The 13,486-nt window shown below is 63.6% G+C and carries 12 protein-coding genes and 1 pseudogene; all 13 read left to right on the forward strand.

Annotation, left to right across the window (positions count from 1 at the left end; genetic code table 11):
* The first annotated feature begins 441 nt into the window (after positions 1 to 441).
* Positions 442 to 897, forward strand: coding sequence for an ATP-binding protein (locus tag PTZ19_RS24885; RefSeq protein ID WP_276358381.1), 456 nt, complete (start codon positions 442 to 444; stop codon positions 895 to 897).
* Entirely contained in the window at positions 894 to 1,232 is a 339-nt protein-coding gene (locus PTZ19_RS24890; RefSeq protein ID WP_276358382.1) for an STAS domain-containing protein, read from the forward strand. The genes PTZ19_RS24885 and PTZ19_RS24890 overlap by 4 nt, the downstream gene beginning before the upstream one ends.
* Positions 1,233 to 1,284: 52 nt before the next feature.
* Positions 1,285 to 2,652, forward strand: coding sequence for a PP2C family protein-serine/threonine phosphatase (locus PTZ19_RS24895; protein ID WP_276358383.1), 1,368 nt, complete (start codon positions 1,285 to 1,287; stop codon positions 2,650 to 2,652).
* Between the two features lie 14 nt (positions 2,653 to 2,666).
* Positions 2,667 to 3,317: pseudogene (locus PTZ19_RS25535) on the forward strand (hypothetical protein); the annotation flags it as partial.
* Positions 3,318 to 4,058: 741 nt separating this feature from the next.
* The gene (locus PTZ19_RS25540) at positions 4,059 to 4,877 is read left to right on the forward strand and encodes an ATP-binding protein (protein ID WP_479686554.1); all 819 of its coding nucleotides are present in this window, start codon (positions 4,059 to 4,061) and stop codon (positions 4,875 to 4,877) included.
* A gap of 73 nt (positions 4,878 to 4,950) precedes the next feature.
* Positions 4,951 to 5,556 (forward strand): Pvc16 family protein, encoded by a 606-nt coding sequence (locus tag PTZ19_RS24905; RefSeq protein WP_276358386.1) that lies wholly within the window; start codon positions 4,951 to 4,953, stop codon positions 5,554 to 5,556.
* Positions 5,553 to 6,353, forward strand: a complete 801-nt coding sequence (locus PTZ19_RS24910; protein WP_276358387.1) for a hypothetical protein — start codon at positions 5,553 to 5,555, stop codon at positions 6,351 to 6,353. Before PTZ19_RS24905 ends, PTZ19_RS24910 begins: the two co-directional genes overlap by 4 nt.
* A gap of 166 nt (positions 6,354 to 6,519) precedes the next feature.
* The gene (locus PTZ19_RS24915; RefSeq protein ID WP_276358388.1) at positions 6,520 to 8,232 is read left to right on the forward strand and encodes a phage tail sheath family protein; all 1,713 of its coding nucleotides are present in this window, start codon (positions 6,520 to 6,522) and stop codon (positions 8,230 to 8,232) included.
* Positions 8,233 to 8,308: 76 nt separating this feature from the next.
* Entirely contained in the window at positions 8,309 to 8,743 is a 435-nt protein-coding gene (locus PTZ19_RS24920) for a phage tail protein (protein ID WP_276358389.1), read from the forward strand.
* 100 nt (positions 8,744 to 8,843) lie between these two features.
* Positions 8,844 to 9,224: a phage tail assembly protein gene (locus PTZ19_RS24925; protein WP_276358390.1), complete on the forward strand. Its 381-nt coding sequence runs from the start codon at positions 8,844 to 8,846 to the stop codon at positions 9,222 to 9,224.
* Positions 9,164 to 9,418: a DUF6760 family protein gene (locus PTZ19_RS25340; protein ID WP_339329360.1), complete on the forward strand. Its 255-nt coding sequence runs from the start codon at positions 9,164 to 9,166 to the stop codon at positions 9,416 to 9,418. Before PTZ19_RS24925 ends, PTZ19_RS25340 begins: the two co-directional genes overlap by 61 nt.
* A 9-nt stretch (positions 9,419 to 9,427) precedes the next feature.
* Positions 9,428 to 9,880, forward strand: a complete 453-nt coding sequence (locus PTZ19_RS24930) for a phage tail protein (RefSeq protein WP_276358393.1) — start codon at positions 9,428 to 9,430, stop codon at positions 9,878 to 9,880.
* Between the two features lie 2,904 nt (positions 9,881 to 12,784).
* Positions 12,785 to 13,486, forward strand: a 702-nt coding sequence (locus PTZ19_RS24935; protein WP_422615047.1) for a hypothetical protein, incomplete at its 3' end; no start/stop codon positions are given.

Consider the following 13,486-nt stretch of genomic DNA (forward strand, 5'->3'; position numbering starts at 1 on the left):
CCCGAAGTCTCGCACCAACCCTCGAATAGCGTACGTGATCCGCTATTTTGCCCGAAGTCTCGCACCAACCCCCGAATAGCGTATGTGATCCGCTATTTTGCCCGAAGTCTCGCACCAACCCCCGAATAGCGTACGTGATCCGCTTTTTTGCTCGGAGTCTCGCACCAACCCCCGAATAGCGTATGTGATCCATTATTTTGCCCGAAGTCCCGCACCAACCCCCGAATAGCGTATGTGATCCGCTATTTTGCCCGAAGTCCCGCGACACCTCCCAAACAGCGCATGTGGCGCGCTAGAATGGTCCAACACCCTTTGCCGCCGCCCTCGAAACGACGCCCATGCCGCATTCAAATTTCTCCCATTTTCCCTATGATTCTTGTGATATGATAAAGTTGCTGACAAATTTCGGGATGGCAATCGACGGGGGGCGGGGGGGACGGCATGGCGGAGGAAGCACGGAAGGCGGATGTTCTGAAATTGGCCGGCGAAGAGCTGGAGGAGCTCGGCGAACTGCACCGATATTTCGACCGGCTCAGTCAGCGCGAGAATTGGCCGGTCCGTCTGGCGAACGACTTGCTGCTCTGCTGCGAAGAACTGCTGACCAATACGATTTTGTACGGATATCCGGACGGGAGGACGCCGCGAAGCATCGTGCTGGAGGTTGCCTCCGGCCGGGAATCGGTGGTCATCACGCTTTCCGACGACGCAATGCCGTACAATCCTTTGCTCGGAAGCGACCCCGACCTGACCTTGGGCGTGGAAGACCGGCCTATCGGAGGATTGGGTGTCTATTTCGTCAAACAAATCATGGATGAAGTCCGTTACGAGTTGACCGAGAAGGGCAACCGCCTGATCCTGCGCAAAACATTCGAACGGACGGGGGAGGAGCAGGCATGAACATCACGACTACCGAGCACGGCGACATTACGGTGATGGCCATCGAGGGAAGGCTGGACGGCCAGCACGCTCAGACCGCGGAGCAGGCTTTCCTGGCTTTGGCCCAGGAAGGGAAAACCCGGTTCGTGCTGGATTTCACCCAGATGGCCTATATCAGCAGCGCGGGCCTGCGGGTCGTCCTGGTCGCCGCGAAAAAGATGAAGGCGGTGCAAGGCCGTCTCGTCTGCGCAGGCATGAACGACCAGGTAAGGGACGTTTTCGAAATGTCGGGCTTCATCAGCATCTTGGAAACGGCGGCGGACCGGGAAGAAGCGGCCGCGATGCTTCAGGGATAAGCGGCGCCCCGGCTTTCGGGGCCGGGGTCGGCCGGAGAGGAGATCGATCAGGTTGGAGCTGGAAGCGATCGGAGCCGCCGCGGCTCTCGCCGGAGCCGCGCTGCTGGGCGGAGCGGCCGCGTACGCCGCGATGAGGCACCGCGAACGCAGCGCCCGGGTGCTGTTCGACATCAGCATGATGCTCAACTCGACGCTTCGGCGGCGGGACCAGATGGAAATGATCATGGACAGCGCGAAACGGGTGCTGCCGGTGGAAGCCGCCTCCGTGCTGTTGGTGGACCAGCAGACGGGCGAGCTGTTTTTCGAAGTGGCGCAAGGGGAGAAGGGCGAGGAGGTCCGGGAAATCCGTCTGGCGCCGGGGGAAGGCATTTCCGGCCATGTCGCCCGCACCGGCGAAAGCGTGATCGTGAACGATGCGGCCGCCGACCCCCGCTGGTCCAACCGGGTGGCGGTGAGCACGGGTTTCGAAACCCGGAACCTGCTCACGGTGCCCATTACGAAGCGGGGCAACGTCGAGGGCGTGCTGCAGGTGATCAACAAGCGGGGAGGCCGCAAGTTCACCTCGCGTGACCGGCAGTTGCTGGAGAAGGTCGCGAAACCGATGGCGGTAGCGCTCGAGAATGCCCGGCTGTATGAGCAGCTGGAACGGTCCATGGAGGCGCTGCAGGCAACGACGGCGGTCAAGGAGCGGCTGGAAAGCGAGCTGCAAATCGCGGGCACGATCCAGCTCAGCTTCCTGCCCCGGACGATGCCGTCCGCCCAGGAGCCATACGACGTCTGCGCCCTGCTGAAATCCGCGAAGGACGTGGGCGGCGACTTCTACAATTTTTTCAAGCTGGACGACGACCGGCTGTTTTTCACGCTGGGCGACGTCTCCGACAAGGGCATCCCGGCCGCTTTGTTCATGGCCGTGACGCTGACCCTGATCAAAGGCAAAATGAACCCGGGCCTTACGCCCGGCCAACTGCTGCGGATGGTCAACGAGGAACTGTGCCGGGACAATCCGGTGCTCTTCGCGACGATCGTCTGCGGCGTTTTCGACACGAAGACGGGAGAGGTCGTGCTCAGCGAAGGCGGGCATTGCACCCCGTACGTCGTGCGGGCGGACGGCTCGGTGGAGGCCGTCAAGCTCCGCAAAAGCCTGCCGCTCGGCGCGATGGAAGGCATCGATTATCACGACGGACGGCTGGTGCTGGCCCCCGGAGAGCGGATCGTCGTATACACGGACGGCATCACCGAAGCGGAAAACGGCGTTCAGGAGCAATACACGGGCGAGCGGCTGCAGGAGTTCCTGAAATCGACGCCGGGCATGTCCAGCGCCGAGCTGATCGACGCGCTGCTCATGCACGTGTTCCTGTTCGCGGACGGGGCGCCGCAGTCGGACGATATCGCGGTGCTGAGCCTCATGAGGCGGGTTTAACGGCGAGGAGGGAGCGCGTGGAAGCGTATCGCGGAGGATGGGAGCATCTCCGGGACGAACTGGACTGGCTGGACGAAGGGCTGCGGACGCTGCTCGAGATCGGCGGGGGAAATCCGTGGACGGATCCTTCCGCTCCCCGCAAAGGGCTGGCCGTAACGGAGGCGGAGCTGCGCGGGGAAGCGGCGCCCGACTCGGAACTGCTGACATCGGAGCGCTGGGCGCGGTATGCGGAATCCCGCCGCGCCAAAGAGCGGCAGATCGCGGCATCCGCCGAGGCGGCGATGCGCGCCGGCGTCGGCCTGCCGCTCGCGCAGCTATGCAGCCGGCTGCGGCTCACCGCGTGGGAACGGCGGTGCGTCGTGCTGGCGCTCGCGCCGGAGCTGGACCGGCGGTACGAGAAATGGTTCGGTTACTTGAACGACGACGTCACCTGCAAAGCCGCGACGCCCGACCTCGCCTTCCGGCTCCTGTCGGACCGGCCGGAGGACCGCAGAGCCGCCGCGGCCGCCCTGGGCGGCGGAAGGGCGCTGCGCCGCGTATTGTTGGCTGGTGGCGACGGGAACGAAGAGGCGGGCGCTTTCGCGCGGCCGCGTTTGAAAACCCCGTTGCGGCTGGACGATCGGACGGTCAGCTTCCTGCTCGGAACCGAGCGGATGGACGCCCGGCTCTCGGGTTTCGCGGAGGTTTATTGGCCGGGTGATATCGGCGGGCTTCCGCCCGTGCCGGAAGACGATCCGATCCGCGGAGCCTGGCGGGGCTGGGAGCAGGCCGTCCCCGATTCGGGTTCGCTGCCTTTCATTCACCTGTGGGGGCAGCCCGGAGGAGGCAAACTTTGGCGCCTGCGGCATTTGGCCGCGGCGAGGGGACAGCGCCTGCTGGCGGTCCGGCTGTCCGGCTTCCCGGAGGAGGCGGACCGGGCGGAGGCGGCGATCTCCCGCGTCGTGCGGGAAGCGCTCTTGACCGGGGCGGGGATCGTGCTGGAGGAAGAGTACGCCAAACCGGATGCTCCGGCCGCGAACCGCCGGGCCTGGGAGTTGGCGCTGGGCTTGTACGCGTCCTTTTCCCGGAGACCTCTGCTCGCCTGGATCTCCAATGTGAGACGCCTGCCGTCCGAGCTGCCCGTACCGGCGGGCGCGGTCTGGCTGTCCGGCGAAGCGGCGCCGCCATCCGCCGCGGAGCGGCTTCGGATTTGGCAGACGGAGATCGGGGACGGCGGAGCCGATCTGACCGAGTCCGACTGGCGCGAGGTGGCGGACAAGTACCGGCTGACATCCGGCCAAATCCGCCGCGCATGGCGCCAGGCCGCGGCGCTCGCGGGCGCGCGGGGCGCGGTTCCGAACCGGGCCGATCTGGAAAGCGCGGGCAGAGGGCAGTTCCGCCATCGGCTCGCGATGCTGGCCGACCGGATGGAACCCGCGAGAACATGGGGGGATTTGGTCCTTCCCGCCGAACCGCTTTCCTTGCTGAAGGAGGCGTGCAGCCAGTACCGCCATCGCGAGACGGTTTACGGCAATTGGGGCTTCGGCCGCAAGCTGCCGTACGGGCGGGGGCTCAGCGTGCTGTTCTCCGGCCCTCCGGGCACGGGCAAGACGATGGCCGCCGAAATCATGGCCGCCGATTTGGGGCTGGAGCTGTACCGCATCGACCTTTCGCGCATCGTCAGCAAGTACATCGGGGAAACGGAGCAGCGGCTGTCGGAGCTGTTCGCGGAGGCCGAGCACAGCGGCGCGATCCTGTTTTTCGACGAGGGGGACGCCTTGTTCGGCAAGCGGACGGAGGTCAAGGACGCGCACGACAAATACGCCAACATGGAGGCGGCCTACCTTCTGCAGCGGATCGAAGCCTACGACGGGATCACGATCCTCGCCACGAACCTGCTGCAGAACATGGACGAAGCGCTGCTGCGCCGCATGAGCTACGTCGTCAAATTCCCGTTTCCCGACGCCGCGGAGCGCGAACGGATTTTCCGCGTCCACCTGCCGCCCGGCGCCCCGCTGGACGGGGGGCTCGATTTCGCGTTCCTGGCTTCCCGGCTCGACGTGTCCGGCGGCTACATCAAGAACATCGTGCTCGGGGCCGCGTTCCTCGCGGCTGCGTCAGGGGAGCCGATCGGCATGGGACATATGGTCCGGTCCGCCCGGCGGGAGTTGCAAAAAATGGGAAAAATCCTGGTAAAGGAATTATTTTCCCCTTACGCGGACGAGAATAGCGAAACATTTGGATAGTCAGTCCGATAGGGAATAGGTATAATAGACTTGATCTGGTGAAAATTGCCGATACATAACGCTTTTTGCCGACTTGGCGAAGGAGGGGACGCCCATCGGAGGATATACCGTAGTCGCGGACGTGGGCGCCAGCCTTCTCAAGCTGCTCCGGGAGCATTTGACTCCGGATCCGGTACCCCGTCCCGACTTGATCGGAATGGCTTCGCCCGTCGACAAAGGAGATTTCGTACTATCGATTTATTTGCTGGGCATCCGGGAGAACGGCGAGGCCCGGCGCAACGAGATGCAGCCGCAGGGCGGCGTGCTGCGCTACCCGCCTTTGGCGCTCGATTTGCAGTATCTCCTCACCGCCCACTCCAACGCCGACCTGCACACCCGCACGCTGGACGAGCATCGGGTGTTGGGCAAGGCGATGCAGGTACTTTACGACAATTCCGTTCTCCGCGGTCCCTATTTGGAAGGGACGCTCGCGGAGAACAACGAAGAGCTCCGCATTACCTCGGAAAGCTGCGAAATCGAGCAACTGACGAATCTCTGGCAATTCGGGGACAACCCGTATAAGCTCTCGCTGCTTTATCGCGTTGGTCCGGTGATGCTGGAATCCAACCGAGTAAAAGCGGGTCCCCGCGTCGTCGAGCGCCGCATCACGCTTCGCGACAAAGGAGGCGGAAGCTCGTGACGGCCGCGGAGAGAACGTTCGTCACCCGCTGTTCGCTGGCGGTGCGCCCGTTCGATCTGTGGACCGGACAGCCGCCCGGGAATTCCGCGCTCGCCGTAAGGCTCGAGGAGACGGGCAAGCGGCCGGTGCGCGCGTCGGACGGCAGCTACGCGTTCCTCGATTTTCCCGGCAGCGTATGTACGCTGACGATCGACTCGCCATTCTACTTGCCGACGCGAATGACCGTTCATCTAGAAGAATTCGCGGGACGCGTTCCGATTGTGACCGCCGGCCTGCGTCCGAATCGCGCGTACCCGCCTCCTGCTGCGGCATCCGGCTTCAGGTTCCGCGTCGCGGGCCCCTCGGGGGCTCCGGAGGCAGGCGCCATCGTCACCGCGTATGTCGAACATGACGGCGCGGCAAGAGGCCGGCTGGCGGAAGACAAAGCCGCCGCGGGCGCTCGCCGGATCGCGGTTGCCGCGGGCAACGGCCGGCTGCAGCCGGGCGACGCGTTCGTGCTGAAAGGCAAAGGCGGCTCGGATGCCGAATGGAGCGCGGTTGCCGATACCTGGGACGCCGGGCTCGCGCTTCAATTGGAGCAGCCGCTCTCGAAGGGCTGGCCGCGGGGAACCGTCCTGCTGCCTGCTTGCCGGACGTGGAGCGACATGGACGGCAGCGTCGTGATTCCGTTCCGGGGAAGTTTCCCGCCGGCTGCCGAGGCCGTCGTCGAAATCGTATCCGGCGAGCGGAGATGGGCTGCCAGGTGGCAGATGGAGGCCGGAAGCGTCGCGAACATGCCGGACGTCCGGCTGGACTGAGCAACAAATCGGATTCAAGTGCGTGGCGTCGGAAGATTATCCTTCCTCCTCGGAGCAAGGGGTCGGACGGCGATATATAAACCCATTTCAGAGAGGAGGAACTGGTTTTTCCGGCACGCGCACCTAGAATCCGTCCGTCATGGCGTGAACGGGGAAACCGGGGAACATGGCAGAGTATTTGTCGCCTGGGGTATACGTGGAAGAATTCGAGAGCGGGTCCAAGCCGCTCGAGGGCGTCAGCACGAGCACGGCCGGTTTTATCGGCCTCGCCCAGCGGGGACCCGTGGAGGGGCTTCCGCAACTGGTTACCAGCCCGGCGGATTTCCAGCGCACGTTCGGCACTTATTTGTCCGAGAGCGCGTTCGGGAACTACCGCTTCCTGGCTTACGCGATCGACCAGTTTTTCATGAACGGCGGTTCCCGCGCGTTCGTCATGCGGGTGGCTCCGCCCGACGCGAAACCGGCTTCGGCCCAGGGGCGCGTCGCCGAAGCGCTGCGCATCACGGCCAAAAACCCCGGCGCATGGGGCAATCTGGTCAACGTCGTCGTGACGGATGCCAGCAAGGCCAAGACGCAAATCTATGAAGTCATCGGCAAGCGGTACCGCGTCAAAAACGCGGGCGGGTTCTACGCCGGCGACGTCGTGGCGTTCACGATGGACGGCGAAACGCAGTACAACCGCATCATCAGCGTGCAGGACAACGTCATCGAGCTGGCGGACGAGCTGTCCGGCGACGTCGTGGACAACGCCTTGCTGCCGACGAAGGTGCTGACGACCGCCGAGTTTTCCCTGCATGTTTTCTTCGGCGATGAAGCCGAGAGCTTCGAAAAAGTGTCGCTTAACCCGGAAGCGCCGACGTTCGTCGACAAAGTGGCGGCCCGTTCCAATCTCGTGAACGTGCAAGCGCTCGTGACGTCCGCGGACGCCACGCATCCGTTCGACGCCGTCACCGGCGAAGGAACGTCGGGCAAAGTCCAGCTCGTGCTGGGCGGCGGCAGCGACGGTTCGGTGGACAGCGTGTCCGCGGCCGATTTCATCGGCGAAGACCGCGGTCCGGGACGCCGTACGGGCATCCACTCCTTCATCGACAACGACGTCGTCAGCATCATGGCGATACCCGGCGTGACCGACGCGAACGTCCAGCTGTCGCTGGTCGCGCATTGCGAGAACCTCGGCAGCCGTTTCGCGATCCTCGACATCCCGCGCGAGAAAACGAAGGTGCAAGACGTCCTCACGCACCGCAACCTGTTCGACTCCAGCTATTGCGCGCTATACAACCCTTGGCTTTCCGTTTTCGATCCGCTCGACAAACGCAACATTTTCGTTCCCCCTTCCGGCACGATGGCCGGCATCTATTCCCGTTCCGACACGACCCGCGGCGTGCAGAAAGCCCCGGCCAACGAAGTGCTGCGCGGCGTCGTCGGATTGGACGTCCAGTATAACAAGGGCGAGCAAGACATTTTGAACCCGCAGGGCGTCAACCTGATCCGGTCGTTCACCGGCCAGGGCATCCGCGTCTGGGGCGCACGGACCGCTTCGTCCAATACGCTCTGGAAATACGTCAACGTCCGCCGTCTGTTCATTTTCCTCGAGGAATCGATCAAAGCCGGCACCAACTGGGTCGTATTCGAGCCGAACAACGAGCAGCTGTGGGCGCGGGTGCAGCGGACGATCGACGCGTTCCTGACCCGGGTATGGCGCGACGGGGCGCTGATGGGCACCTCTCCGTCGGAAGCGTTCTTCATCGATATCGGCCGCAGCACGATGACCCAGGACGACATCGACAACGGCCGCCTGATCTGCGTCATCGGGGTCGCGCCGGTGAAGCCGGCCGAGTTCGTCATCTTCCGCATCACGCAGAAGACCGGCTCCGAGTAACGCGGACCGCTTGACCTGACGATTTCAATTCCGGCTCCCGCGGGGAGTCCGATTAACGGGATGAAAGGGGATACCCATGCCAGGAGAACGCAATGATCCGTACCGCAATTTTAGATTCCGCGTGGAAATCGAAGGCTTGCAGCAAGCCGGCTTCAGCGAAGTGTCGGGCTTCGACGCTTCGTTCGACGTCGTCCAGTACCGCGAGGGCAACGAAGTGATCACGCCCCGCAAGCTTCCGGGCTTGGCCCGGTACGGCAACATCACGCTCAAGTCGGGCGCGACCGAGTCCATGGAACTGTACGAATGGATCCAGGATTGCGTCCAGGGCACCGTCGAGCGCAAGACGGTCACGATCATCGCGATCGACGAGGAAGGCAACGACGTGGCGACGTGGCAGGTCATCGAAGCATGGCCGACCCGCTATACGGCGCCGAGCTTCAACGGCCAGGGCGCGGAAGTCGCGATCGAGCTGCTGGAGCTTGCGCATGAAGGCATGACCCGCACGGCGTAACGCGTAACCGAGCTTCCATTCCATTCACCGGCGAAAACAAGAGGGGCCCCCTCTCTTGTTTTCCCTTTTTCCAAATCACGCCTTCGAAAGGAACGAGAGCATGGCGTTTCAAACGGAATACGAATTCGAACTTCCGCGCGGGTACGTCGACGACCATGGCACGCTGCACAAACGCGGCGTCATGCGCCTCGCCACCGCGGCGGACGAAATCCTGCCGATGCGCGATCCCCGCGTGCAGCAGAACCCCAGCTATTTGACGGTGATCCTGCTGGCCCGGGTCGTGACCCGGCTCGGGGAACTGAAGCATATCGACACCAAGGTGATCGAAAAGCTGTTTACGGCGGACTTGGCGTACTTGCAGAATCTGTATCGCCACATTAACGATCTGGAGCCTCCGAAGCTGCAGGCGAATTGCCCGAAATGCGACCACGAGTTCGAGGTGGAAGTCGATTTTTTATCCGTAACGGAGGGGCTCTCGTAGGATATCCGGTCGACCGGATCTACGAGGAAATCGGCTTTATCGCCTATTACTTCCATTGGCCCCATGAAGAAATCATGAACCTGGACCATCGGGAACGGCGGCGCTGGTGCGAGGAAATTTCCAAGATCAACCGGAAATTGAACGACGAGCCGGAGAAACAGAACGTTTTCGACGTATTTGGAAAAGGAAGGTGACGGCGGAACGTGACCGCAGGCGCAGGCGCGATGAACCACGGGGTGAACGGCGCGTTCCGCTTTGTCGTGGAGCTGGACGCCATGCTGGTGGCGGGCTTCTCCGAAGTGCACGGCCTCGAGGCGCAGACGGAGGTCGAGGAAATTCGCGAGGGCGGCGTCAACGGTTACGTGCACCGGCTGCCCAAAGGCACGCGTTACCCCTCGATCGTCCTGAGGAGAGGCATGTCTTCCTCGCAGGAGTTGTGGAATTGGTATGATGCGGCATCGCAGGGCAACGTGACGCGCAAAAGCGGCTCGATCATCCTGATCAAGCAGGACGGCGTCGAGCTGTGCCGCTGGAATTTTTTCGACGCTTACCCGATCAAATGGAGCGGTCCCTCGCTGAACGCGTCCTCGAGCGACGTGGCCATCGAGAGCGTGGAGCTGGCGCACAACGGGATCAAGACGATTTTCCGGGCTTGATGCGCGAGGCGGGGCAGCGCTTCGGAAGGGCCAGCGCAGTCTCCCGTAGTCTCATAGGGAAGGCATATTAACGGAACGGAGTACCGTCATTTCGGCAGGAGTTCGCGGAAAGGAGGAAATCGGATGGCACGGAGGCCGGTCGTTTACCGTACGCTGCCGCTTCGGCAGGCACAGCATGAGTCGTTTGTCGGCGGTATCGTCGGCAAGTACGGCAGCATGAAGCGCGGAGCGAAAAGCCTGCCGCTCACCCATCGGGTTTCCTCCGGCCCCCGAAAGCAACGGGCCCCGAGAATCGCCGCCGCCCCCGTCCAAGTCCAAGTCGTCATGCCCGTACGCGACCGGGTCGTGATTCGCGAGAATCCGGTCTTTCGGGAAAAAGCCGCAGAAAGTCCGGGTCAGGCGCTTCAGCCGCCCGCTCAAGGAACACCGGCCAACGCGGAGAACCGAGCGGATCGAGGGCATCCGAGGGAACGGACACGGGAGAACGGCCGGGAAACCCCGCCCGTCCGCGAGGTCGTCCGCGAAAAGCCGGTATACCGGGATCGCGAGGTGCCTCGGGAACAGCCGGTTTACCGGGACCGTGAAGTCGTCCGGGAGAAGCCCGTTTTTCGGGATCGGGAAGTGCCTCGGGAAAAGCCGGTTTACCGGGACCGAGAGATCGTCCGGGAAAAGCCGATATTCCGTGACCGCGTCATCGAGCGCGAACGGGTGACGGAACGGCAAAAGGCGATCGAAAAGCGGGTCGTCACCGTCCGCGAGGTCGAGAAGATCGTCCTGGATCGCCAGCGGCTGAGGGAATGGGCGCTTTCCGTCCCGCTCGATCAACGGTCGATTGAGGCGGATCCGGATTTGGATTCGGGTTCGAACCTAACGTCATTCAACCAAGATGACGCATTCGAATCGGAAACGCGGATCCGGCCGATCCCCGTTCGGCGCAGAGCAGGCTGGAAAAGCCGGACGCAGGCCAACGCACAGCTGGCAGTACGCCGCGGAGATCATCCGGTCCGAGGAAAGCCGGGGCAACGCCAGGAAAGCGAGACGTCGGGAGCGGCAGGCAGAACGAAACCGTCCGGGATACCTTCCATTACGATTTTGAACCGAAGGTTTCCAACGGTTGCCGGAAAGGTCTCCTTGGTGTTCCGGCTTTCGCGGGACGGATATTCCCGTTCCGCATTCGCAGCTCGGAATCGAGCGGGACGGCCGAACCTGCCGATAGGGATAAAATCGTCTTCCAAGGAGAGCGGCGAATGGCCTGTCGTTTCGCGAGACTCCGGCATCGCGCCTGCGGAAGGGAACTCACGGATCCGGCCGAATGAGGGCATTGAACGGAACGATACGCGTACACCTAGGATCGCGATGCCGCAAAATGAGGGGGATCCTGGACGTTCTGCGTTTTCGGCATCGACGGTGCCGTCGGACGGCGCGCCATCGCCGTCTCAATCGACGCATCGTGCGGATTCAGATGAGGCCGGTTCCCGGATTCACGCGTACAGCGAGATTAGAGAGGCCGACAACGCCGACGATATTTCCCCGACCGGCGGGCATGAGGCAGCCGTTTCTTCGCGACTTGACCCTCGCGTTCCTGCTCGCATGGTGGTGACGAATCGTGATTTCGAAGGGTTTCCGAAGTTTCGGCTTTTCAGAATCGGAATAGGCGGATTTCCGGACGAAAGCGGCGGAACCAACGAAACCAACGAAACCGTTTTTTCGCTCGGGAAAATGGACGGACCCCGAATGATCTTGCGCAAAATCGCGGAAAGCTCCGGAGGCGTGACGGCCAAGGCGGCATTCCGGATGACGGAGGCGCTGAGGCCGGCGTTGATGGGAAACTCCGTCTTGACCGAACGGACTGGTTCGGCAACGCAGCATCCACTTTCGCCCGCCACGGGCGCGGGAGCTGCGATGGCCCGGCATCACGCCAACGGGATTCCAAGCCCCGCGGAAGAGGCACGCAACGTGTGGGGACCGCCTCAATCAGAGGCGTCCGGCCGGTCGGCGTCGGCACAAGGGTTGGATCGGATTCGGAAATCGGGTTCTTTGACCGAGTCGGTAACCGGCGGCGCGCCGTCCGGTTCAGCGCCGTCCCGGCGCGAGATTCGGCTGGCCCAATGGCCGCGGGTAGAGTCGATTTTTGCTCGCAGGCACTCGGGAGCCACATCCTCGCAAACGACCGACGGATCTTGGCCGAAAGTGCCGGCACGGTCATCCGCTCCCGAAGCTGCGGCGACCGGTTACGCTGCAACCGATCAAGTAACGCCTTCGACCAAAGCCGGTTACCGGCCACCCCATTCAAACGAGCATACGCCGTCCAGCGTTCCGAGCGGCTTCGGGAAACGGAATCGCTCTTTCCGTACCCTTGCCCCGCAACAATCGCGGTCGAATCCGGCTGGATCCCGGCAGCTCCCGGTACTTCCGTCGTCTGCTGGCGCGGCGGCATCGGCTTTAACATTGAGAAGGGTGGTTTCCTTGATCAGGGGCCAGCCGATCGCGGCAAGGTTCCCGTCTTCGGATGCGGGTGCGGGCCATGCGCAAACGCCTGTTCGGAGCAATGGCGGAAGACAAACCGCAATCCGGCGCGTCACGCTTTCGGGCCGCCAATCTCCGTCCGGCTCGGCGAAGCCGCCGGAAATGATCGTTCGCCGTCCGGCTTTCGGCAGGATGCAACGGACGGATTCGTTCCAACGTCGGCCGTTTATCGGAACGGAAGAACCGGAACGGTCAGGCGGCCAATCGCCTCACCGTGAGGACCGGCCTTCGCGGGCCCGTCAAGCGCCCGCGGCGACTGCGCATATGGACGTCTCGATAAGGGAGACGCGAACCGGCGGGGGAGAAACGTTTCCTCCACGGACAGGGTCCGGCCCTCAAAGCGAGAAGGTTGGATCGGCGCCTGGCGAAGGAGCCCGGTTGCCTGACGATCTTCGCGGCGCGGCGCGGCGATCCCGCAACCCGGACGCGATCGACGGAACGGCGCCGACCGGGGAGGCCAGTACGCTTCCCGGGGAGCATTCCGTTCCCGTATCTTTGCGCAGGATCACCGACGGCCCGCACGTCCAAACCGCGCGCCTGCTAACCGTGCACCGGACAAGGTTCCGCCCGGGGTTTCAAGCGCCGAGCGGCGAAGCCGCCGGTCAGCTCTTAGGCGTCCAACGGCCGGCAAGGGCAACGACTCCGATACAAAGGCAAAACAGGAACGCAAGCGCGGGAGGTCCGGCACCTGCGGCAACGAAAGACGGGCGTTCGAGACCGGCTAGCGCATCCGCACGAGGCTTGGGCGTCAGTCTGGCGGCGGGTGCGGCAACCTCCGACAGCGCTCCCTTAGGCAGCACGTTCGGCCGTTCTGCGAGCCCGCTGACAGGCAGGCCTTTGACGCTGCGGACAGCGGGCGCGATCGGGGCAGCGTTCCCGGTCCGCATGGCGGCGCGCTCGGCTGCCTCGCCCGCCATGTTCGCGGCGGCCGGAACGCCGCGGAGCGACTCTGCCTCCGCCATGCTGCCCCGAGGCGCACCCGGCGAAGGCGCCGCCGCGCGGCCATCGGAGCTGCCGCCGCTCGCCTTCGCGGCACCGGCGGCACCCGGCGGCCGCTCCGCTCCCGCGGCGCCAAGCGCC

Origin of the sequence: Cohnella caldifontis, assembly GCF_029360585.1 — a bacterium.
Lineage (GTDB): Bacteria > Bacillota > Bacilli > Paenibacillales > Paenibacillaceae > Cohnella > Cohnella caldifontis.